At 33.2% G+C, this 22,051-nt stretch carries 21 protein-coding genes; 13 read left to right on the top strand and 8 right to left on the bottom strand.

Going from position 1 to position 22,051, the window contains the following annotated elements:
- Positions 1–150: 150 nt before the first annotated feature.
- The gene (locus J7574_RS08850; protein ID WP_290967173.1) at positions 151–831 is read right to left on the bottom strand and encodes a DUF4294 domain-containing protein; all 681 of its coding nucleotides are present in this window, start codon (positions 829–831) and stop codon (positions 151–153) included.
- Positions 832–912: 81 nt separating this feature from the next.
- On the opposite strand from J7574_RS08850, the gene J7574_RS08855 reads away from it, so the two are divergent.
- From J7574_RS08855 to J7574_RS08880, 6 genes are all read left to right on the top strand, one after another.
- A complete protein-coding gene (locus J7574_RS08855; protein WP_290967174.1) occupies positions 913–2,001 on the top strand; it encodes a M42 family metallopeptidase in 1,089 nt (362 codons plus the stop codon).
- Positions 2,002–2,066: 65 nt separating this feature from the next.
- On the top strand, positions 2,067–2,747 hold the full coding sequence (locus J7574_RS08860; protein WP_290967176.1) for a response regulator transcription factor: 681 nt from the start codon (positions 2,067–2,069) through the stop codon (positions 2,745–2,747).
- Positions 2,744–4,105, top strand: coding sequence for a HAMP domain-containing sensor histidine kinase (locus J7574_RS08865; RefSeq protein ID WP_290967178.1), 1,362 nt, complete (start codon positions 2,744–2,746; stop codon positions 4,103–4,105). The genes J7574_RS08860 and J7574_RS08865 overlap by 4 nt, the downstream gene beginning before the upstream one ends.
- An 84-nt stretch (positions 4,106–4,189) precedes the next feature.
- Positions 4,190–5,437 (top strand): TolC family protein, encoded by a 1,248-nt coding sequence (locus tag J7574_RS08870; protein WP_290967179.1) that lies wholly within the window; start codon positions 4,190–4,192, stop codon positions 5,435–5,437.
- A gap of 12 nt (positions 5,438–5,449) precedes the next feature.
- A complete protein-coding gene (locus J7574_RS08875) occupies positions 5,450–6,535 on the top strand; it encodes an efflux RND transporter periplasmic adaptor subunit (RefSeq protein WP_290967180.1) in 1,086 nt (361 codons plus the stop codon).
- A gap of 3 nt (positions 6,536–6,538) precedes the next feature.
- Positions 6,539–9,637, top strand: a complete 3,099-nt coding sequence (locus J7574_RS08880; protein WP_290967182.1) for a CusA/CzcA family heavy metal efflux RND transporter — start codon at positions 6,539–6,541, stop codon at positions 9,635–9,637.
- Positions 9,638–9,803: 166 nt separating this feature from the next.
- Here J7574_RS08880 and J7574_RS08885 read toward each other — a convergent pair whose 3' ends face one another.
- Positions 9,804–10,184 (bottom strand): ankyrin repeat domain-containing protein, encoded by a 381-nt coding sequence (locus tag J7574_RS08885; RefSeq protein ID WP_290967185.1) that lies wholly within the window; start codon positions 10,182–10,184, stop codon positions 9,804–9,806.
- Between the two features lie 384 nt (positions 10,185–10,568).
- Here J7574_RS08885 and J7574_RS08890 point away from each other — a divergent pair, with 384 nt between their 5' ends.
- Entirely contained in the window at positions 10,569–11,111 is a 543-nt protein-coding gene (locus tag J7574_RS08890) for an SRPBCC family protein (protein WP_290967186.1), read from the top strand.
- Between the two features lie 60 nt (positions 11,112–11,171).
- Here the strand turns inward: J7574_RS08890 and J7574_RS08895 are convergent, their stop codons facing one another.
- The 6 genes from J7574_RS08895 to J7574_RS08920 all read right to left on the bottom strand — a co-directional run bounded on the left by J7574_RS08895 (position 11,172) and on the right by J7574_RS08920 (position 16,225).
- Positions 11,172–11,552 (bottom strand): ankyrin repeat domain-containing protein, encoded by a 381-nt coding sequence (locus tag J7574_RS08895; protein ID WP_290967187.1) that lies wholly within the window; start codon positions 11,550–11,552, stop codon positions 11,172–11,174.
- A gap of 175 nt (positions 11,553–11,727) precedes the next feature.
- On the bottom strand, positions 11,728–12,681 hold the full coding sequence (locus J7574_RS08900; protein ID WP_290967189.1) for a phosphoribosylaminoimidazolesuccinocarboxamide synthase: 954 nt from the start codon (positions 12,679–12,681) through the stop codon (positions 11,728–11,730).
- A 95-nt stretch (positions 12,682–12,776) separates the two neighbouring features.
- Positions 12,777–13,370, bottom strand: a complete 594-nt coding sequence (locus tag J7574_RS08905) for a hypothetical protein (protein ID WP_290967191.1) — start codon at positions 13,368–13,370, stop codon at positions 12,777–12,779.
- A 112-nt stretch (positions 13,371–13,482) separates the two neighbouring features.
- Positions 13,483–14,313: a Cof-type HAD-IIB family hydrolase gene (locus J7574_RS08910; RefSeq protein ID WP_290967193.1), complete on the bottom strand. Its 831-nt coding sequence runs from the start codon at positions 14,311–14,313 to the stop codon at positions 13,483–13,485.
- A 123-nt stretch (positions 14,314–14,436) separates the two neighbouring features.
- Positions 14,437–15,129 (bottom strand): hypothetical protein, encoded by a 693-nt coding sequence (locus tag J7574_RS08915; RefSeq protein WP_290967195.1) that lies wholly within the window; start codon positions 15,127–15,129, stop codon positions 14,437–14,439.
- A 145-nt stretch (positions 15,130–15,274) separates the two neighbouring features.
- Entirely contained in the window at positions 15,275–16,225 is a 951-nt protein-coding gene (locus tag J7574_RS08920) for a PhoH family protein (RefSeq protein WP_144212431.1), read from the bottom strand.
- A 262-nt stretch (positions 16,226–16,487) separates the two neighbouring features.
- Here J7574_RS08920 and J7574_RS08925 point away from each other — a divergent pair, with 262 nt between their 5' ends.
- The 6 genes from J7574_RS08925 (at position 16,488) to dnaN (ending at position 22,034) form a co-directional block, all read left to right on the top strand.
- The gene (locus J7574_RS08925) at positions 16,488–17,315 is read left to right on the top strand and encodes an SAM-dependent chlorinase/fluorinase (protein WP_290967199.1); all 828 of its coding nucleotides are present in this window, start codon (positions 16,488–16,490) and stop codon (positions 17,313–17,315) included.
- 4 nt (positions 17,316–17,319) lie between these two features.
- Positions 17,320–17,805 (top strand): hypothetical protein, encoded by a 486-nt coding sequence (locus J7574_RS08930; protein WP_290967201.1) that lies wholly within the window; start codon positions 17,320–17,322, stop codon positions 17,803–17,805.
- A gap of 119 nt (positions 17,806–17,924) precedes the next feature.
- The gene (locus J7574_RS08935; RefSeq protein WP_290967203.1) at positions 17,925–18,221 is read left to right on the top strand and encodes a putative quinol monooxygenase; all 297 of its coding nucleotides are present in this window, start codon (positions 17,925–17,927) and stop codon (positions 18,219–18,221) included.
- 176 nt (positions 18,222–18,397) lie between these two features.
- Positions 18,398–19,123: a gliding motility-associated ABC transporter permease subunit GldF gene (gene gldF, locus J7574_RS08940; protein WP_290967205.1), complete on the top strand. Its 726-nt coding sequence runs from the start codon at positions 18,398–18,400 to the stop codon at positions 19,121–19,123.
- Entirely contained in the window at positions 19,123–20,808 is a 1,686-nt protein-coding gene (gene gldG, locus J7574_RS08945) for a gliding motility-associated ABC transporter substrate-binding protein GldG (protein WP_290967207.1), read from the top strand. Before gldF ends, gldG begins: the two co-directional genes overlap by 1 nt.
- Positions 20,809–20,915: 107 nt before the next feature.
- Entirely contained in the window at positions 20,916–22,034 is a 1,119-nt protein-coding gene (gene dnaN, locus J7574_RS08950) for a DNA polymerase III subunit beta (RefSeq protein WP_111283020.1), read from the top strand.
- The last annotated feature ends 17 nt before the right edge of the window (positions 22,035–22,051 follow it).

Genomic DNA, 22,051 nt, shown 5'->3' on the forward strand with positions numbered 1-22,051 from the left:
CGACAGGTTTTGAAAACCTGTCGGGTTTTATGGCGCCTAGATTCTGCTTTGCTATATTTAAACCTGTATTTTATACTTATATATATGTAACAAAAACAAACCCGACTGGTTTTGGAAAACCGCCGGGTTGTATACTATATATATGTCGTATTATTTTTTATTAAGCTCTTTTGCTCTTTGCTGCCATTTTTCGGCTAGATCTTCATAATCTACAGGATTGGCTGGTTTTTGATTTACGAGTCGGCCAGATTCGAACGCTCTTACTAGAATTGTTTCTATTAAATAGTCCTCGTTTACATCGTATGGCTTATATTCTTCTTTTAGACTTATATCAAATAAGTTGGCAGTTGTATTAGAAACAAAAGCTTTGAAACCACTTTTTAGGGTTTTTATAAGTTCGTAGGTTGTGATTCCAGTTTGACGATGAATTAGCTTTACCAAAATCTGCCCTTGTTTCCTAGAAAGCTTTTTAAGCCTTTCTTCAAATTCGTTATTTAAATAGTCTTCTACTATTTTAAAATATTTCTTTTTCTCACGGCTAGTTTTCAAACGTGCCATTCCGTTATTGAGTGCCGTTAATCGTTCGGCTGCAAGTTTTGCATAAGGATATACTTTATACACTCTGTTTTGAAGAATTTGGAATTGCTTCATCTCTTCAGGACTCATCTTCTTCCCTTTTGAAATAATTATTTCGGGAAGTTGAATCGTATCACTTAAAATAGAATCCTTTTCTGTTAGGATATATCCCATTTGTTCGTTCTCTTTTGGAGTAACTTGGGCTTTGGAAGAAAAACAAACTAATAGTATAAATAAAAAGGTGGTTAGTCTCATTGAATCATAATTTAAGTGTAAAATTATATATTTATACACAACTCTAATACCAAATTTATATTTTAGCGGAAAAATATTTTTATGAGCACAAATTCTATCTTAAACGATACTTCTATAGCATTCTTAGAAAGCTACCTAAATAACGCTTCTCCCACTGGTTACGAAAGTGAAGGCCAAAAACTTTGGATGGATTATTTAAAACCTTATGTCGACACTTTTATTACTGATACTTATGGAACTGCTGTTGGGGTAATTAATCCTGATGCTCCATATAAAGTTGTTATTGAAGGACATGCAGATGAAATTTCATGGTATGTAAACTACATTACAGAAGATGGTTTAATATATGTAATCCGAAATGGTGGCTCAGATCATCAGATTGCTCCTTCTAAAAGAGTAAACATTCATACTAAAAACGGGATCGTAAAGGGTGTTTTTGGATGGCCAGCAATTCATACTCGTTTACGCGACAAGGAAGAAGTTCCTAAACTGAGTAATATTTTTATCGATTTAGGTTGCGAAACCAAAGAGCAAGTTGAAGCATTGGGCGTTCACGTTGGATGCGTAATTACTTATCCAGACGAATTTATGATTCTTAACGAAAATAAATTTGTCTGCCGCGCTATCGATAATAGAATGGGTGGTTTTATGATTGCTGAAGTGGCACGTTTATTAAAAGAAAACAATAAAAAGCTTCCTTTTGGTTTGTATATCGTGAATTCTGTTCAGGAAGAAATTGGCCTACGTGGAGCCGAGATGATTGCGCATAGAATAAAACCAAATGTGGCTATCGTTACTGATGTTTGCCATGATACCACTACTCCAATGATTGATAAAAAGGTAGAAGGCGATCTTAAAATGGGTAAAGGACCTGTTATTGGCTATTCTCCAGCTATTCAGAATAAATTACGTGATTTGATTGTAGATACTGCTTCAGAAAACGAAATTCCGTTTCAAAGACATGCAACTTCTCGCGCAACGGGAACAGACACTGATGCATTTGCATATAGCAATGGTGGTGTTCCTTCTGCATTAATTTCGCTGCCTTTGCGTTATATGCATACAACTGTAGAAATGGTTCATAGAGATGATGTTGAAAATGTTATTCGATTGATTTATGAATCATTACTGAAAATTGAGGATAACGAAACATTCTCTTATTTCAATTAAAAACAATACCACATATTAAATTCGGCTATTTTATAAAATAGCCGAATTTTAAATTACTCCCAAGAATGAAAATACTACTACTCGAAGACGATTTTACTTTGTCTAAAGAAATCTCAGCATTCTTTGTATCCAAGAAGTTCGAGTGTATTCCTTATTATGATGGCTCTTTATTGCTCAAAAAGTACTTCCCGTACGAATACGATTTGATTATTCTCGACATTAATGTTCCTGGAATAAACGGAATAGAGGTTTGCAAAGGCATTCGTAAGATCGATAATAAAACACCTATTATTATGCTGACTGCTTTTAGCGAAATTGAGGATAAATTATCTTCTTTTGATAATGGCGCAGATGATTACTTGGTAAAACCTTTTCATTTTGAAGAATTATATGCCAGAGTGCAATCGCTCTTGAGACGAAAAGAAGTTCCGCAACAGGTAGAAAGCAAAATCGTAGTGAAGGATTTGGAAATTTTTGAAGAAGAAATGAAAGTTTTCAGATCTAGCGAAGAGATTAAGCTTACGCCAAAAGAGTTCAAACTTATTTCGATTCTAGCTCATGCCAAAGGAAAAGTGCTTTCGAAACAGTTTATTGCCGAAAAACTTTGGGATTATCATATTGAAACCAATCAGAATACGATTGAAGTTTACATTAATTTCTTAAGAAAGAAAATCGATAAGGATCACGATATAAAACTTATTCGTACAAAGGTTGGTTATGGCTACTATTTAAGCGACCAAGAATGACATTAAAAAATAGAATATCACTTTTAGTCAGTTTGCTGTTTACCATCCTTTTCGGATTGGCCTCTACAGTGATATTCATTTTGTATTCTAATTATCGAAAGGAAGAGTTTAGAGACCGATTGGAAATTAAGGCCTTGTCGAACATTAAATTATTGGTTAATGTTAAACAGGTCGATAATCAGCTTTTGAAAATAATAGACCAGAACTCTATTAATAAACTATATGATGAGAAAACTTTAGTTTTTGATTCTAATTTTAAGTTAATCTACAGCAGTATCGATGATAGTAAAATCAATTGGTCTGTTGAGGATTTAAAGTATCTGAAGAAAAACAAAACCTTTTTTAAAAGACAAGGCAAACATGAAGTTTATGGCGTTTTTTACGATACCAATGATAAAGACTTCTATGCCTTAATTTCTGCAACAGATGATTATGGCAATAGAAAACTGCTTTTTCTAAGATATACCTTAGTTATTTCCTATATCTTTTTTACGACCATCTGCTGGCTATTAACTTCTTTTATGGTTAGAAAAGCGATGAATCCGCTTCTTGCTTTTCATCAGAAAATAAAAAACATTAACGAAAATAATCTCGATACCCGAATTGCATCCAATAGCAGTAAAAATGAAGTTGATCTTATTGCTGATGAGTTCAATTTTATGATGGATCGAATTGAGGTTTCGTATCAAAAACAAAAGGAATTTACCGCGCATGCTTCGCATGAATTGCGTACACCGCTTTCTAGAATAACTTCTCAAATAGAAAATGCCATTTCTGATCCTAACAATAATACGAAAAGCAACACTTTCTTAAATACAATATTGGCCGATGTTAATCATTTAAGCGAATTAATTAATTCATTGCTTATTCTTTCAAAAATTGATAATAGAAGATCAGAAAACAATGAAATTCAACGCATTGATGAAATTTTATTTTCTTCAATCGAAAAAATCAATAAAGCCTTTCCAGATTTTGTCATTCTTTTTGAAATGGAAGAAAGCGACGATCTGGACACTGCTTTAGAAATTAAAGGAAATAAAAATCTTTTGGAGATTGCCTTAACCAATATTTTAAAGAATGCCTGTGTTTATTCAGACAACAAGCAGGCAAAAGTAAAAATAAGCACCGATCATTATCATCTTATCGTATCTGTTTCTAATACTGGATATACTTTAAACGAAGAAGAACAAAAAAATCTTTTTCAGCCTTTTATGCGAGGGCAAAATTCAAAAGGCACTTCTGGTTTTGGACTTGGCTTAAGAATTGTCCATCGCATTTTGACTGTTCACAAAGCAAACATAACCTACTCTATTCCAAATATTAACACGAATTTATTTCAATTATTTTTCGATTTATAAACTTTTTTAAGCTATTTTTAAGGTAGATTTTAAGCTTCCCTAAAGCCTGTTGATAGCATATTTGTATAATCCAAAAATAATACAATGAAAAAGTTATTCGCATTGCTGTTTTTTGCAGTCTTAAATCAAACTGCAATAGCACAAAAAACAGTGACCCTCCAAGACTGTGAAAGCCAATTCTTAAAAAAGAATTTATTCTTACTGGCATCGCAATATAACATAGATGCTTCTAAAGCGCTAACGATTCAAGCTCGTATTTGGGAAAACCCCGTCATAACCGCGGAATTGAATGCATATAACCCAGAACGGGATAAGTTTTTTGACATTGGTAAAGATGGGCAAAAAGCTTTTAGCATCGAACAGCTTATTTATCTTGGTGGTAAAAAACGTAACGAAGTAAAACTAGCGCAAACTAATGCGCAATTGGCAGAACTTTCATTTAATGATTTATTGCGTACTTTAAAGCTTCAGCTTCGCAAAAGTTTTTATACAGTATACTACAACACAAAAAATCTTGAAAATACCGATAAGCAACTGGCTCACATCGAAGATTTAATTAATTCTTATTCTGTCCAGGCTCAAAAAGGAAATATTCCGCTTAAAGATGTTGTCCGTCTACAATCGCTATATCTAAATTTTAAGAACGAACGATTGGAAGTTGTCAATAATAATATAGAAGAACAAGCCAATCTAAAACTGCTTCTTAATGAAACTGAAAATGTAATTCCTTCTGTTAGCAAAGACGATTCTAACAAATACTTAAAAATTATCCCTTTTGATCTTAAAGGCTTTGAAGAGCAAGCGATAGCAAACCGTCCTGATTATTTAGCCAAACAAAAAGAGATTGAAGCTAACGAACTCAATATAAAATGGCAAAAATCACTTTCGGTTCCAGATCTTACTTTGGGCGTCAACTACGATCAGCGAAGTGGCGCTTTTAATAAAGAATCTAATCTTAGTTTGGGAATTCCGTTGCCATTATGGAACAAAAACAAAGGAAACATTAAATATGCCCAGACTATTTTAGAGCAATCAAAAGTAGAAAAACAGAATTTTGAACTGCAGCTGCAAACCGAAATTACTTCTGCTTGGACAAAGTGGGATGAATCCAGACAAAACTACAGTGTGATTAAACCAACAGTAAACTCAGATTTTGAAGCAGTTTACAACGGAATGCTAACCAACTTTCAAAAACGAAATGTAAGCCTTTTAGAGTTTACCGATTTTATGGAAAGCTACAATCAAGCGATAATTCAACTAAACGAATTAAAGAAAAAAGTAGTAATCGCAGGCGAAGAACTAAATAGTACCATCAACAAAGATTTATTTTAAAAAAGGAAAGAAATGAAACATACATTATTCATAGGAATCGCAATTGCAAGTCTATCTTTAGCAAGCTGCAAAAAAGAAGTTGAAAATCCTGAAACAAATACTTCTTTTGTTTTAAGTGATGCTATGTTAAAAACCACTACAACAGCCGAAGCTACAACACAGCCATTGAAAAATGAACTTAGTTTTTACGGTAAAATTACAGCAGACAACAATAAAATGATTGATGTTTACCCATTAGTTGGCGGAAATGTGATGAAGGTAAATGTTGAGCTTGGTGATTATGTTAAAAAAGGACAAGTTCTAGCTACGATAAAAAGTACCGATGTTGCCGATTTTGAAAAACAATCTATAGATGCCAAAAGTGATTTGCTTGTTGCGAAAAACAATTTAAAAGTAGCGCAAGAACTATTTGATGGGAAATTAAATTCTGAAAGCGATGTTCTTCAAGCAAAATCTGAAGTAAATAAAGCACAATCGCAATTAAGCAAAATTCAGGAAACTTATAAAATTTACAACATTAAAGCAGGATCTATTTATGAAGTAACAGCTCCGATAAGCGGTTTTATTATTCAAAAAAGTATTAATCAAGATATGCTTTTACGTAATGATCGTTCTGAAAACATATTTGATATTGCAGAAATCAGCGAAGTTTGGGCAATGGCAAATATTAATGAGATCGACATCAATAAAGTAAAATTAGGAACTCCTGCTGCTATTACCACTTTAAGTTATCCAGACAAAACATTTCATGGAAAAGTAGATAAAATCTACAACGTAATCGATCCTGAAACCAAAGCAATGCAGGCAAGAATAAAATTGAGCAATCCTGATTACATGCTTAAACCTGATATGAATGCAAACATCAAGCTTTCTTTCAACGAAAGCCAGTCTATGATAGCCGTACCAAGTAAAGCCATTGTTTTTGACAAAAGTAAAAACTTTGTTGTGGTATTTAAAGACCGTAATAATATAGAAACAAGACAAGTAGAAGTTTATAGAGTTGTTGGCGATACAACTTACATCTCTAACGGATTAAAAGAGAATGAAAAAGTAATCACAAACAATCAGCTATTTATTTATGGTGCTTTAAATAATTAAGACATGAACAAATTCATAAAAAATATTATTGCTTTCTCTTTAAAGAATAAAGCATTTACCTTCTTTTGGGTTGGATTGTTGGCTGTTGCGGGATTTATTTCGTTCAAAAACATGCCTATCGATGCCTTTCCTGATGTTACCAATACGCAAATCATCATCATTACGCAATGGAACGGAAAAAGTGCCGAAGAAGTAGAGCGCTTCGTGACTTCTCCAATCGAAATTTCTATGAACTCTGTTCAGAAGAAAACAAGCGTGCGAAGCATTACTATGTTTGGATTATCGGTTATCAAAATCATATTTGATGATGGTGTAGACGATACTTTTGCTCGTTTTCAGGTAAATAATCTATTAAAAAATGTTTCTCTTCCCGATGATGTAGAGCCAGACGTACAGCCTCCTTATGGTCCAACAGGAGAAATTTTCAGGTATATCGTAAAAAGTAACAGTAGAGATAGTAGAGAATTGTTGACGTACCAAAACTGGGTTATAGACAAACAGCTTCGTTCTCTTCCAGGTGTTGCCGATTTGAATGTGTTTGGTGGACAGACTAAAACGTATGAAGTTGGAGTTGATCCAATTAAATTGGCTAAATACAATATTACTCCATTACAAGTTTATAATGCCGTAAATGCTGGAAACTTAAACGTTGGCGGTGATGTTATTGAGAAAAACGGACAAGCTTTTGTCGTTCGTGGAGTTGGTTTATTAAAATCGAAAGAAGACATTGGAAATATTATTGTTGACGATGCTGGAGGAAATCCTATTTTGGTTAAAAATCTGGCTGATGTTTACGAAAGTTCGATGCCAAGAGTTGGTCAAACAGGGCTTGGAGATAACGACGATGCTGTTGAAGGGATTGTGGTAATGCGAAAAGGAGAAAATCCGCAGGAAACACTCGCTTTGATTAAAGCCAAAATTAAAGATCTGAACGACAATGTTCTTCCAAAAGACATTAAGATTGAAACTTTTTACGATCGTGATAATCTAATGAATTTTACGACCGAAACCGTAATGCACAATTTATTTGAAGGTATTATTCTGGTTACCTGTGTCGTATTTCTTTTTATGGCCGATTGGAGAACTACTTTTACCGTTTCTATTGTAATTCCGCTTTCCTTATTATTTGCTTTTTTATGTCTTAAAATGATGGGAATGAGCGCCAATTTATTGAGTTTAGGTGCTGTCGATTTCGGGATTATCATTGATGGGGCCGTGGTAATGGTCGAAGGTTTATTTGTAGTTCTCGATCATCGAGCGCATCAGTTGGGAATGGAGAAATTCAATAAAATTGCCAAAGGAAGCTTGATTAAAAGAACTGGAACGGAAATGGGTAAAGCCATCTTTTTCTCCAAATTAATTATCATTACCGCTTTACTTCCAATTTTCTCCTTTCAGAAAGTAGAAGGAAAAATGTTCTCTCCCCTTGCCTTTACATTAGGTTTTGCTTTATTGGGAGCACTTATCTTTACGCTGACTTTAGTTCCGGTGCTTTCTCATATTTTATTAAATAAAAATGTAAAGGAAAAACACAATCCGTTTGTGAATTTCTGGGATCGAATTGTAAGCAAAGGTTTTAAATGGACATTTAAACATAAAGTAAAAACATTAATTGCCTCTATCGGAATACTGGCGGCGGTTTTCTTTTCTGCTGGCTTCTTAGGAACAGAGTTTTTGCCTCAATTAAATGAAGGCGCATTATGGGTTACAGCCGAATTGCCTATGAGTACTTCTCTTCCTGAAAGCGTTAAAACGGCTGCAATAATTAGAAAAGACTTAGAAAGTTTTCCTGAGGTAAAAAAAGTTTTGTCTCAAACAGGCCGAAGCAATGATGGAACCGATCCAAATGGTTTTGGCTTTATTCAGCTGCAAGTTGATTTACTGCCAAAGAAGGAATGGAAACGTAAAATTTCTATGGACGACCTAATTAATGAAATGGATAATAAACTGAAAGTTCATCAGGGAATTACCTATAATTATTCGCAACCCGTAATTGATAACGTTGCCGAATCGGTAGCGGGATTCAAGGCTTCTAATGCGGTTAAAATTTATGGTGATGATCTGAATAAATTAGATCAATTGGCTAATGAAGTTTTAGCAAAAATTAAAAATATTCCGGGTATCAAAGATGCTGGTATTTTAAGAAATGTTGGTCAGCCCGAAATCAGCGTTATTCTAGATCGTGAAAAAATGGCTGCTTACGGAGTAACTTTAAGCGATGCGCAAGCTGTTCTAGAATTGGCTTTTGGAGGAAAAACAGCTACTGAGAAATACGAAGATGAAAAGAAATTTGATGTTCGTGTTCGTTTTTCAAAAGAATATAGAAAAGACGAAAAAGATTTAGAAGAAATTAAAGTTCCAACCATTAGCGGAATCAAAATTCCTTTAAAAGAAATCTGCGATATCAAGACTATTACAGGTCCAGCATTTATTTACAGAGATAATACCAAACGTTTTATTGGAGTAAAATTCTCTGTGCGTGATCGAGATTTAGGAAGTACTATTGCCGAAGCGCAATCAAAAGTAAATGAGCTGAAACTTCCTCCAGGCTATACAACAGGCTGGACAGGAGAGTTTGAAAATCAGGTAAGAGCTAGTGCACGATTGGCGCAAGTTGTCCCAATCAGTTTAATTGGAATTTTTGTCCTTTTATTTATTCTGTTCGGAAATATTAAAGATTCTTTGCTTGTTTTAGCCAATGTTCCGTTTGCCATCATCGGAGGAATTATTGCGCTTCATATTACAGGAATGAATTTCGGGATTTCTGCTGGAGTTGGATTCATAGCGCTTCTTGGAATTTGTATTCAGAATGGAGTTATTCTAATATCTGAATTTCATCACAATCTAAAAGCCAAACATTCGCTTGAAGAATCTATATTTAGAGGAGTCAAGGCCAGAACGAGAGCAGTAGTGATGACCGCATTGATGGCTTCTATCGGACTTATGCCTGCTGCAATCTCTACTGGAATTGGTTCAGAGTCCCAAAAACCGCTGGCAATTGTAATTATTGGCGGACTAATGACCGCAACTGTTCTTACTCTATTGGTATTCCCAATTTTGTTCTGGATATTCAACAGAAAGAAACATGTGCCAATAGAGTAGCAAATAATTTTTTTTAGTTTTAAATCAATTTGTTGGGATTTAAAAAAGAAGAAGCATCATTCTCGTAATGATGCTTTTTTGTTTTGATAGCTTTCATTCTAAAGCAAAAAAAAGACCTTTTGCTCAGAAAGGTCTTTTTTTTACTAACTCAAAACTTTTTTAACTTTTATTTCAAATCTTTCAAAAGTGCAATAGCTTCTGAAGCATTTGATCCTTCTGCATATTTCAATGCAGTATATCCCTTATCATTTTTAACTTTAGGATTTGCTCCACTAGCCAATAAAACTTTAATAATTTCGTGTTTATTATAAAGTGCAGCGATCATTAAAGGAGTAAGATCTTCAGACATTTGGTTAACGTCTGCACCATATTCAATAAATTTTTTAACCGTTTCAAGATCTCCTTTACTAATTGCAACATTCAACGGATTTGCTGCATAACCTGTACGTACAACTGGATTTTTAACAGTTGAAACTTCGTTTGAAGCCATTGCTACATTTCCAAATGTCACCAAGGCTAATCCTAAATAAATAACTGATTTTTTCATAATGATTGATTGTTTAATTAAATGATTGATGATGATTTTAATTCTGATGTAAAAGTAATTTATTTTATCGTATTATGCATTACAAAGTACCATGTTTTAACCAATTCTTAACAGTTACTTAATAAAACGGTAAATAAAGAACTTAAACATTACCAAATTATTTGATTTACTATAATAGACTACCAAAAAGGAAAAATGTTACAATAAATCTTATTTTTTTTCAATCTTTTTAAAAACACCACCAACTCCAACTCACAATTATTTTATTTAAATTTACTATCAGATTAAAAATCAAAAATATAACAGCATAGTTTAATAGCCCCTTATGACTCCATTTGGAAGAAAAAATCAAATCAAGAAAATAATAACCTTAAAACAAAAAGCATGATTTTTATTAAAAGAATACTCGTCATTTTAATATTATTTATTTCAATTGTTTTAATTGTGGCGTACTTTATGCCAAAAGAATATTCGGTTGAAAGAAAAATTACGATTGACAAACCTGTCGATAGCATTTTTAAATATGTCAGGTCATTAAAAAATCAGAATGAGTTTAGTGTTTGGGCCAATATGGATCCGAAAATGAAAGTCAATTACAAAGGAACAGACGGCGCCGTTGGTTCTATTTCTTCTTGGGAAAGTCAGGTTAAAGAAGTTGGTGTTGGCGAACAAGAAATTACAAAAATAACAGAAAACAGACGTCTGGATTTTGCGCTGCGCTTTAAAAAACCAATGGACGATACTGCTGTTGGCTTTATGTCTACCGAACCTGTTTCTGGAAATCAGACCAAAGTAAAATGGGGAATTAGCGGTGTGATTCCGTATCCCACAAACATTATGCTTCCAATGTTAAGAATGGATCAAATGATTGGAAACGATTTGCAAAAAGGTCTAGAAAATTTAAAAACAAAACTGGAGCAAAAATAGACAAAATAAAAAAGCATCATCTTAAAAGATGATGCTTTTCTTTTTGGCATTGAAAGGTTCTTATTTCAATCCTTTTAAAATAGCTTCAGACTCTGTTGCTTTTGCATATCTGGCATAATCTAACGCTCTTAAACCATGTCCGTTCTCGATAGAAGGTTTGGCTCCATTTGCCAGTAAAATTTTTACAATTTCAACTTTGTTAAAACGAGCGGCAAGCATTAAAGGAGTCATATTTCGAACAATTTTGTTGACATCTGCACCATATTCAATGCTCTTTTTTACACTTTCAATATCTCCATTGCATACAGCTTCATGCAAAGGAGATGCTAAATCAATGGGAATCTCAATTTGATTTTTACTTTCTAACTTCTGATTGGAAGCGGTTAAAAAATTGGTAAATACGACCAAAGCCGTTCCGAAAATAATTACTGTCTTTTTCATGATTTGATTGCTTGTTAAATGATTAATGATTGATGATTTGTCTATTAGACGCACACTAGGCATAAAACGTTGCATTAAAAATGAAAAAAATGTTATTTTTCTTTATAAAAAAAAATGCCCAGCCAATAGCAGAGCACTCTTTGTTATGAATTTTAAGGTTTAAAACCCTTAGATATTATTTCGAAGAAAGGTAATCCAATACGTTTTTTTCAATACGCTGATCAATATTATCAATATCAGCTTTTACAAATTTCTCTCCTAAAATATTCTCGTACAATTCGATATATCTTTCAGAAACAGATTCGATATATTCGTCTGTCATATTAGGAATCTGCTGTCCGTCTTTTCCTTGAAAACCATTTTCGATCAACCAGCGGCGAACAAACTCTTTAGATAATTGTTTTTGCTCCTCTCCTTTTTCTTGTCTTTCTGCATATCCGTCAGCGTAGAAATAACGAGAAGAATCTGGTGTATGAATTTCGTCAATTAAAACAATAACACCTTCTTTTGTTTTTCCGAATTCGTATTTAGTATCTACTAAAATCAATCCGCGTTTTGCAGCAATTTCGGTACCTCTTTGAAACAAAGCACGAGTATATTTTTCTAAAACTAAATAATCTTCCTCAGAAACGATTCCTTTTGCCAGAATGTCTTCGCGAGAAATATCTTCATCATGAGAGCCATTATCTGCTTTTGTAGTTGGCGTAATAATCGGTTCTGGAAATTTATCGTTTTCTTTTAAACCTTCTGCCATTGTTACACCGCAGATTTGTTTTCTTCCAGCAGCATATTCACGAGCAGCGTGTCCAGACAAATAACCGCGAATAACCATTTCTACTTTAAAAGGCTCGCATAAATGCCCAACAGCAACGTTTGGATCTGGAGTTGCAATCAACCAGTTTGGAACGATATCTTGCGTCAATTCCATAAATTTTGTTGCAATCTGATTAAGGATTTGTCCTTTGTAGGGAATTCCTTTTGGTAAAACTACATCAAAAGCCGAAAGTCTATCGGTTGCTACCATTACCAAAAGTTCATCGTTAATATTATAAACTTCTCTAACTTTTCCGCGGTAAACTGATTTCTGGTTCGGGAAACTAAAATTTGTAGTTGTGATTGTATTGCTCATTATCCTTTTGGTTGTGTTGTGTTGTTTTTAATGATTGCAAATTTAAAACTATTTGACAGAGCAAACAAAGAAAATATCAGTTCAATTTTTGCAAATTATTTTAAGCTCAAAATTCCTTTGCCAAATGATTTTACAGTATTATCTAAACTGGCAATTGTTGTCTCTGTTAATTTTTTAAAATCTTGTGATTGCACAATCAATATTTGCCCTTGATCATGTGCTGGTGCGATTGGCACAAAAATTACAGCCGTTCCGTTTTCATTTTCTTCGATTAAGTGTGCAGGCTGCCAAAAATTTCCGTTTTTAAATAAAATTGGCAAATCGGTAATCGGTTTGGGTTCCTGATTTCTTTTCAATAATTTTTCTTCAGCTTCTTTTTTGTTCTTTTCATAACCTGGCAAAAAAATCATCAACTTCTCGTCTACCCAATTGGTAAATCGCTTTAGAATAGACAAACGCATTAAGAAACCGCTAAAATAAATTAAAACCAACAAAATAATTCCTCCTGCAATATCTGTTGCATATTTTCCTAAAACCAAATCTAGACGAAGAAAGTGAGCAAATTTTTCTCCGTAATTCTGAAAAAACTTCCAGACTTTCCCTAACAAAATAAAAAAAACTAAAAGCGGTAATAAAACCAATGCTCCCGAAATCAAATTGCGTTCAGCTTGAAGTAAAAATTTTTTCATGTTTTACGAATTAAGGTTAAAAAAAATAAGAGCTAACTCTCTGTGAATTAGCTCTTATAAAAATAACTATAATTTATTACTCAGCAATAAAACTGAGTATAAAACTTACAAATTAAGTCGTTGCAAACTCTTTGTCTAAGATTTTAGAAGCAATATATCTCGCCACTCCATCTTCGGCATTGGTTTCAATTACTTCCAAATGAGAAAGCTCTTCTTTAAGCGAAGCTGGTGCATTGCCCATAATAAGTCCTTTTCCAGAAGCAGACAGCATTTGAACATCGTTGTAACCATCTCCAAAAGCAACCGCTTCTTGCAAAGTGAAACCTTCTTTTTCTAAAACTCTTTCAATAGAAACTGCTTTGTCAATAGATTTATCCATAAATTCCAGACAAGTCGGCAAACTAAAAGCATGATGCAAATGCTCTGAAGAATTGGCTAAAATTTCATCTTTCAATTTCACTAATTTTTCGTGGTCACTGCAAGAGAAGAAAATTTTAATAGCCGCAAAATCATCTAGTTGTTTGTAGTCTACCAATTCTGGATGATATTTTAATTCCTCTTGAAAAGCGTTTAATTTTTCATTCCATTTATTGGTTTGCCAAACATTTTCTTTAAATAAAACCACCGTAATTTCGGGATCGATTTCTACATTCAAAGCCGCTTTCACGACATCACTATCCAAATTGAATGAAAAAAGTTCTTCTTTATTTGGAGAATGAATTCTAGCTCCGTTTGAACTTACTAGATAAACAGGAACTTCCAGTTTATCAATAATTCCCATCGCATCAAGATGATGACGACCTGTAGCTACAACAATTAAATAACCTTGATTGTGAAGTTCTTGAAAAATGGTTTTGGTATAATCTGATATTCGGTGTTGTGGATTAAGTAAAGTTCCGTCAAGGTCACTTACTACAACTTTTATATTTTTAAGTTTTGTCATATTAATATTCCAATATTTAGAATGGCAAATTTACGGCTTTAAGCTCGGAAGACCAAAGTTTTGAAGCTTTGAAAGCTTAAAATAAGGCAAGTTTATTATTTATTTAACTATTTCGTTAAAATTTTAGTTTTTAAAATCAAAACCGTTTTTCCAACTATTTATCTCTCTAGGATGCTCTGCATCATTTGGATAATTCTGCTTTACAAATTCAAATTGTTCTTTAGTTAATAGCACTATTTTTCCATCATTACCAGAATTAATCGGATAGAATTGTTCTGTACTTCCTTGTATTTTCAACTGATCATTTAGCATTTCAATAAAATTTAAATATGCTATTGTCCAATCATAATTACCAAAATTATCATTAAAAGCTACATACTCCTTTCCGTTTAGTTTTATTCTGTGTAACCAATATTTATCAGTCATATCATTAAATTCATCTGATATTAAAAGCTTCAAATTTAATTTATCAAATGAAACTTTTACAGTTTCCAAATATTGAATTAATCCTCCTCCTTCAAATAAAGCTTCACTATCAATAAAGTAAAACCTATTATCGGTAAAACTCAAATCTTCTTTCATATGCCCTTCGAAAAAATTTAATTCATCATAAGATTTTTCAAATTCATCTTTTGTAATTTTTAAATCTTTTTTATCTGTTAAATTGAAAAAATTCAAAGCATTTAACTGTAAAACTATTTCCTTTCCTGTTGGTTTGTTTTTAATAATTTTTGAGTTACTTTTTTCTTTGTTTTGTGCATAAAATCTGAAAGCAAAAAACAATAAACCCACAATTAAAATAATTTTACTTTCCATTTATTAATTGATAATAATATTTATCCACACTTATTTCAAAAAAATATTCGTTTTGTACCTTTATATAAAAACGTACAAAACGAATATTAATAAATGTTAAAACACAGTTCACGATTTACATTTAACATTTCACTAAAAAATAGTATTAATCGTGATTCTCAATTTGCTTGTAAGCATCGATTACCTTTTTAACCAATCTGTGGCGAACGATATCTTTATCATCCAGATAAATAATTCCGATGCCTTCAATGTCCTTCAGAACCAAAATCGCTTCTTTAAGACCAGAAATTGTTCTTCTTGGCAAATCGACCTGTCCAGGATCACCCGTAATCATAAATTTGGCGTTTTTTCCCATACGGGTCAAAAACATTTTCATTTGTGAATGTGTGGTGTTTTGCGCTTCATCAAGGATTACAAAAGCATTGTCCAAAGTACGTCCACGCATGAAGGCAAGCGGCGCAATCTGAATAATTCCTTTCAAAATATAATCCTCTAATTTTTCGTTCGGAAGCATGTCACGCAACGCATCATACAATGGTTGCATATAAGGATCCAGTTTTTCTTTCATATCCCCAGGAAGAAAACCAAGATTTTCACCGGCTTCTACCGCAGGACGCGTCAGAATAATCCTTTTTACTTCTTTATCTTTTAACATTTTAACCGCCATAGCAACACCGGTATATGTTTTTCCGGTTCCAGCAGGACCAATAGCAAAGACCATATCGTTTTTCTTGATCGTATCAACCAGCAATTGCTGATTCGGTGTCATTGCTTTGATAATCTTACCGCCAACACCATGAACTAAGATTTTGTCATGATCGTAAGCTCTTTTTTCTTCCTGACCATCACTCATAATTACACGCTCAATCACATTATCGTCGATATTATTGTAACGTGTAAAGTGAAGCATTAATCTTTGAAATCTTTTTTCGAATTCGTCTAAAACTTCTTTTTCGCCAAATGCTTTTAAAGTTGTCCCTCGCGCTACGATTTTAAGCTTTGGGTAATACTTTTTAATGATTTCTAAATGGCTATCCTGCGCGCCCCAAAATTCTTTTGGTGCAATATCTACTAGCTCGATTATTCTTTCGTTCAAATGAAGTTGTTTTTAAATTAAAAATTCCTTTTAATATTTAGTGGTTGTCGGGTCTTTTTTACGTCACAGTATTCGGTAGCGGTTTCCAGTTTTTCTTTTCCAAACATAAATCCGTGTTACTGAATATTGTAACTTGCAAATGCTTTAAAAAATACAAATTGTCTTTTCTTTCTTTCAATTTGTGTTTACTATTATTAGCTTTGCATATCTCAAATTTAATGAAATTTAGATTTAAATACTATCATTAGTTATAAACAAAATTATGTCAATAATTACCCTTACCACAGACTACGGCTTGAAAGATCACTTTGTGGGGTCGCTGAAGGGTAAAATACTTTCTGAAAATCCAGAGATTCAAATCGTTGACATTTCTCATGACATTGATCCCTTTAATACTGCCGAGGCAAGTTACATTATTGGAGCTGCTTATTTGAGTTTCCCAAAAGGAACAGTACACTTAATTGGTGTCGATATTGAACGCAATAAAGAGAACCAGCACATTGCTATGCAATGGAACGACCACTACTTTATCTGCGCCGATAACGGAATTTTGAGTATGCTTACGCAAAAAATCGTTCCGCAGAAAATTGTAGCCATTAATATTCACGATCGTTTCCCGATTGAAGCGACAGATTTAGATATTTTTATTCAAGTTGCTTCGCACTTATCAAGAGGCGGTTTACTGAATGTTATCGGAAAAGAAATTTCGTCTATTAAAGAAGCTACCGAACTGCAAGCCCTTGTAGCCGATGATGGTAATTCTATAAAAGGAAACATTATTTACATTGATCATTTCGGAAACGTTGTTACCAATATTTCTAAAAAGCAGTTCTTAGAAGTTTCACGCGGGCGTCCGTATGAAATCGTGATGAAACCTAAAAGCATCAAAACAATTCTGCCAAATTATTCGGCAATTGCAACTTCTGACAAATATCCTATCAAAACTTATGAAGGAGAAAAACTGGCCATTTTTAATGAAGCCGGATTCCTAGAGATTGCTATTTTCAGAAGCAATCCTTCTAAAGTTGGTTCTGCAAATAGTCTGCTCGGTTTGAATTATCGTGATGTGATTACGATTAAGTTTTCTTGATTAGATGGATTCTAAAACAAAAAAATATATTGTAGATAATTTACGACTTCCTCTACGTCAATACGTATCACATTATTTTGCTTTATTTTTCCCCTTTATTTTAATTTACGCTGGTTTAAGTAAATATGGCGAAGATGATTCGGCATCAACATTAATCATCATTGGAATATTGGTTTTGCTTTATATAATTTTCAGAATAGAAAGTGAGAGAAGATTCAAAGAATTAGTTTTCGACAAGGATTTATCCACAAGTGAAATTGGAAAATTGATAGAGTCAAACGGATGGACTTTAATGGCAAATTCTAATGCTGACGGAATTATCAAACTAAACACAAGCTCTTCTTCTTTAGACCCAGGTCAAACCGTTACAATTATGAGAGTAACAAAAGAAAAAGTATTAATAAACACCCAACCAAATGGTCGGGCTTTTTTTACTTTTTTCAAAGATATCCTCAACTATAATCGAGTAAAAAAAATATTAGAAAAATAAATGTCTCTCAATAATTTTTTTCTTCAAAAGATAATCTATTTTGGTATTTTTGCGCACCTGTAAGACTTTAGACATTTCAAAAATCTAAAATCTGCAATCTAAAATCTAAAATAATTAAGATGTTCGTAAGAATAGTAAAAATGAGTTTTCATGAAGAAAAAATTCCAGACTTTCTTGAGAATTTTGAATCTGTGAAAGAGAAAATACGAAATGCAGACGGAAATCGTTTTTTAGAATTGTATCAGGATAAAAATGATAAATGCATCTTTTTCACTTACAGCTATTGGGAAACGGAAGAAGATTTAGAAAATTATAGAAATTCTGAGCTTTTTAATTCAGTTTGGAATTTTACAAAGAAATTATTCAATGCAAAACCAGAAGCTTGGAGCGTTGACAAATTAGTAAGTCTAAAATAGTTTCAAGTTTAAGGTTTCAAGTTAATATTGGAACGGAGAATTGGAACGATTTTAACCGCAAAGTTCGCAAAGCTTTATATAAATAAACTTTGCGAACCTTGCGTAAACCTTGCGCCTTTGCGGTTAAAAAAACACAAAGTAAAGCAACATGAAACAATAAATAACAAAAAACAAGAATGAAATCAATCATTTTACGAGAAATAAAATCCTTTTTTGGCTCTCCTATCGGCTATTTGGTCATTGCGATTTTCTTAATTAGCAACGGACTATTTTTATGGGTTTTTGAAGGAGATTACAATATTCTAAAAACAGGATATGCCGATTTAACTCCGTTTTTTACATTAGCGCCTTGGATTCTGATTTTCTTAATTCCAGCCGTAACCATGAGAAGTTTCTCTGACGAAAAAAAACAAGGAACTTTAGAATTGTTACTGACAAAACCTTTATCCATCTGGGAAATCGTAAACGGTAAATTTTTCGGTTCATTTTTGCTAATCATTTTAGCCATTATTCCAACCTTAATATATGTAAAAGTAATTTCAGATTTAGGTTCGCCAGAAGGCAATATCGATATGGGAAGCACAATTGGTTCTTACTTCGGATTATTGTTTCTAATTGCTTCTTATTCAGCAATCGGAATCTTTACTTCTACCCTTTCAGAAAATCAAATTGTAGCTTTTATTATAGCGGTTTTCTTGTGCTTTTTCTTCTATTTTGGTTTTGAAGGATTGAGTACATTAATTTCAGGTTCAAATGGTTTTATTTCTGCTTTAGGAATGCAAAATCACTTTAAAAGCATGAGTCGTGGTGTGATCGATACTCGCGATATTATTTACTTTTTGAGCATTGCAATCGCTTTCTTGTCTTTTACTGTTTATCAATTAAAATCTTATAAAGCTTAATGAAACTATCTACCAAACATAATTTAAAGACGTTAGGCATCACTATTTTCATTTTAGTTGTTTTAAATGTACTTGGAACAATCTTTTTTCATCGTTTTGATTTAACAAAAGACAAGCGTTATACATTATCTCCAACTTCATTAGGAATTTTAAAACAAGTTCAGAATCCACTTTCTATCAAGATTTATATGGAAGGAGATCTTCCGGCAGATTTTAGACGTTTACAGCAAGAAACCAAACAATTATTAGAAGAATTTCAAGCTTATAATAAAAATATTGTCTTTGAATTTGTTGATCCGTTAGAAAATGAAGACGAAAGCGAAGAACTAACAAAATCACTTTTTCAAAAAGGCTTAACACCTATAAACATTACTGTTGACGATAAAGGAAAACAATCTCAAGCAATGGTTTTTCCTTGGGCAGTTGCCGTTTATAATAACAAAGAAGTCAATATTCCATTATTGAAAAACATAATGGGCGCTTCAACTACTCAGAAAGTAATCGGATCGGTTCAGCATTTAGAATATTCTATTGCAGATGCCATTAATAAAGTAACCAAAAGCAAACAGAAAAAGGTAGCAATCATTAAAGGAAATGGTGAATTAAAAGAGGTTCACATTGCTAAAATGCTGATGCAGATTAAGGAAAGTTATTATATAGGACCTTTCACTTTAGATTCTGTCGCAAAAGATCCAAACGGAACTTTAAATGCACTTAAAAAATACGATTTAGCCATTATTGCAAAACCTACAGAAAAATTCTCTGACGAAGAAAAAGAAGTTCTGGATCAGTTTATTATGAATGGCGGAAAAACCATTTGGCTAATCGACCAAGCGGCTGCAGATATGGACAGTTTGTACAATGACATGGGCGCGACTTTGGCTTATCCGAGAGATTTAAATTTGAACGATATGTTCTTTAAATACGGATTTAGAATTAATCCTGATTTGATTAAAGACGAGCAAGGAACTCCAATAAAATTGGCAACTGGCGAACAAGGGAGTGCAACACAATACCAAGATTTTATCTGGAAATTTGCGCCGCAAGTGTATCCAACAGGCCAACATCCAATCGTTAAAAATCTGGGCGGAATCAAATTTGATTTTGCGAACCCGATTGATACTTTGAAAAACGGAATCAAAAAAACGGTTTTACTGCAATCTTCTCAATATTCTAAAACTATAGGGACGCCAACTGAAATTAACCTGAACATGGTTACCGAAAAAACGTCTCCACAAGATTATTTGAATAAAGGAAACAAACCGCTTGCTGTTTTACTAGAAGGTTCTTTCCATTCCGCATTTGAGAATAGAGTTTTGCCTTTCAAAGACAATTCTTTTACAGCACAAGGAAAAGCAAACAAAATGATCGTAGTTGCTGACGGAGATTTAGCCAGAAACCAATTGGACAAAAACATGATGCCAGTGGAATTGGGCTACGACCAAAGAACAGGTCAGTTATACGATAACAAAGATTTTATCATGAATTGCATCAATTATCTTTTGGATGACACTGGACTTATTAACATTAGAAGCAAGGATGTCGAACTGCCTTTATTGGATAAAGAAAAAGTTTATGAAAGCTATACTTTGACCCAATTCATAACTATCGGAGTTCCAATTCTAATTTTATTGGTTTTTGGAGTTGTATTTACATTTGTAAGAAAAAGAAAATACAGCAAATAGATGTTAATAAAAAATTGTAATACTTTGGATAGTTTAAGATATATTTGTAATCCGTATATTTAGCCCTTTATTTGCTAAAGCATCCATCAAAAAATAAAATAAAACAGATGAAATTTATAGTATCGAGTTCGTACTTATTAAAACAATTACAAGTTTTAGGTAGTGTAATCAATAGCAATAATACGTTGCCTATTTTAGACAACTTCTTATTTGAACTAAACAACAATGAGTTGACCGTTTCGGCTTCAGATCTTGAAACGACTATGTCGGCTACATTATCGATCGATTCTACAAGTAAAGGAAGCGTTGCAGTTCCTGCAAAACTTTTGCTTGAAATTTTAAAAACTTTCCCAGAGCAGCCGTTAACTTTTACTGTTGAAGATAACAACACAGTAGAAATTAGCTCTAATTCTGGTAAATATGCATTGGCTTATGCAGCTGGAGAAGAATTCCCGAAAGCAGTAAGTCTTGAAGATCCATCTGTAACGCTTGTTCCTGCAGAAGTTTTGGCAACTGCGGTAAGCAAAACTATTTTCGCTGCTGGAAACGACGATTTACGTCCGGTAATGTCTGGAGTATTCTTTCAGTTTTCACCAGAAGGTTTAATTTTCGTAGCTACAGACGCTCACAAATTAGTAAAATATGCTCGTACAGATGTAAAGGCGTCTCAGGTAGCAGATTTTATCATGCCTAAAAAACCTTTAAACATTTTAAAAAGCATTTTAGGAAGTTCTGATGCAGAAGTAAAAATTGAATACAACGACTCAAATGCGACTTTCTCATTTGACAATTATATCTTAATGTGTCGTTTAATCGACGGAAAATACCCGAATTACGAAGCGGTAATTCCAAAAGAGAATCCAAACAAGTTAATGATTGATCGTTCTTTATTCTTAAGCTCTGTTCGTCGTGTTGCGATTTTCTCTAACAAAACGACACACCAAATTCGATTGAAAATTGCTGGAGCTGAATTAAACGTTTCTGCAGAAGATATCGATTACTCAAACAAAGCAGAAGAAAGATTGACTTGCGATTATCAAGGTGATGATTTGCAAATTGGTTTCAACTCTCGTTTCTTAACAGAGATGCTTACCAACCTTCAGTCAGATATGATTATGCTTGAAATGTCTTTACCAAATAGAGCTGGAATTTTAACTCCAGTAGATGGTTTAGAAGAAGGAGAAACAGTTACGATGTTGGTAATGCCTGTAATGTTAAATAGTTAACATTAAAGTTTCTTTCT

This window comes from Flavobacterium sp. (assembly GCF_017744675.1).
Lineage (GTDB): Bacteria > Bacteroidota > Bacteroidia > Flavobacteriales > Flavobacteriaceae > Flavobacterium.

What these genes read in the sequence shown, in the direction of transcription:
- J7574_RS08905 (WP_290967191.1), bottom strand. Translation starts at nt 13,370, where the DNA reads ATGAAAAAATTTTTACTTCAAGCTGAACGCAATTTGATTTCGGGAGCA.
- gldF (WP_290967205.1), top strand. Translation starts at nt 18,398, where the DNA reads ATGAAATCAATCATTTTACGAGAAATAAAATCCTTTTTTGGCTCTCCT.
- J7574_RS08865 (WP_290967178.1), top strand. Translation starts at nt 2,744, where the DNA reads ATGACATTAAAAAATAGAATATCACTTTTAGTCAGTTTGCTGTTTACC.
- J7574_RS08935 (WP_290967203.1), top strand. Translation starts at nt 17,925, where the DNA reads ATGTTCGTAAGAATAGTAAAAATGAGTTTTCATGAAGAAAAAATTCCA.
- J7574_RS08850 (WP_290967173.1), bottom strand. Translation starts at nt 831, where the DNA reads ATGAGACTAACCACCTTTTTATTTATACTATTAGTTTGTTTTTCTTCC.
- J7574_RS08885 (WP_290967185.1), bottom strand. Translation starts at nt 10,184, where the DNA reads ATGAAAAAATCAGTTATTTATTTAGGATTAGCCTTGGTGACATTTGGA.
- J7574_RS08875 (WP_290967180.1), top strand. Translation starts at nt 5,450, where the DNA reads ATGAAACATACATTATTCATAGGAATCGCAATTGCAAGTCTATCTTTA.
- J7574_RS08925 (WP_290967199.1), top strand. Translation starts at nt 16,488, where the DNA reads ATGTCAATAATTACCCTTACCACAGACTACGGCTTGAAAGATCACTTT.
- J7574_RS08870 (WP_290967179.1), top strand. Translation starts at nt 4,190, where the DNA reads ATGAAAAAGTTATTCGCATTGCTGTTTTTTGCAGTCTTAAATCAAACT.
- J7574_RS08900 (WP_290967189.1), bottom strand. Translation starts at nt 12,681, where the DNA reads ATGAGCAATACAATCACAACTACAAATTTTAGTTTCCCGAACCAGAAA.
- gldG (WP_290967207.1), top strand. Translation starts at nt 19,123, where the DNA reads ATGAAACTATCTACCAAACATAATTTAAAGACGTTAGGCATCACTATT.
- J7574_RS08915 (WP_290967195.1), bottom strand. Translation starts at nt 15,129, where the DNA reads ATGGAAAGTAAAATTATTTTAATTGTGGGTTTATTGTTTTTTGCTTTC.
- J7574_RS08890 (WP_290967186.1), top strand. Translation starts at nt 10,569, where the DNA reads ATGATTTTTATTAAAAGAATACTCGTCATTTTAATATTATTTATTTCA.
- J7574_RS08860 (WP_290967176.1), top strand. Translation starts at nt 2,067, where the DNA reads ATGAAAATACTACTACTCGAAGACGATTTTACTTTGTCTAAAGAAATC.
- J7574_RS08880 (WP_290967182.1), top strand. Translation starts at nt 6,539, where the DNA reads ATGAACAAATTCATAAAAAATATTATTGCTTTCTCTTTAAAGAATAAA.
- dnaN (WP_111283020.1), top strand. Translation starts at nt 20,916, where the DNA reads ATGAAATTTATAGTATCGAGTTCGTACTTATTAAAACAATTACAAGTT.
- J7574_RS08910 (WP_290967193.1), bottom strand. Translation starts at nt 14,313, where the DNA reads ATGACAAAACTTAAAAATATAAAAGTTGTAGTAAGTGACCTTGACGGA.
- J7574_RS08855 (WP_290967174.1), top strand. Translation starts at nt 913, where the DNA reads ATGAGCACAAATTCTATCTTAAACGATACTTCTATAGCATTCTTAGAA.
- J7574_RS08930 (WP_290967201.1), top strand. Translation starts at nt 17,320, where the DNA reads ATGGATTCTAAAACAAAAAAATATATTGTAGATAATTTACGACTTCCT.
- J7574_RS08895 (WP_290967187.1), bottom strand. Translation starts at nt 11,552, where the DNA reads ATGAAAAAGACAGTAATTATTTTCGGAACGGCTTTGGTCGTATTTACC.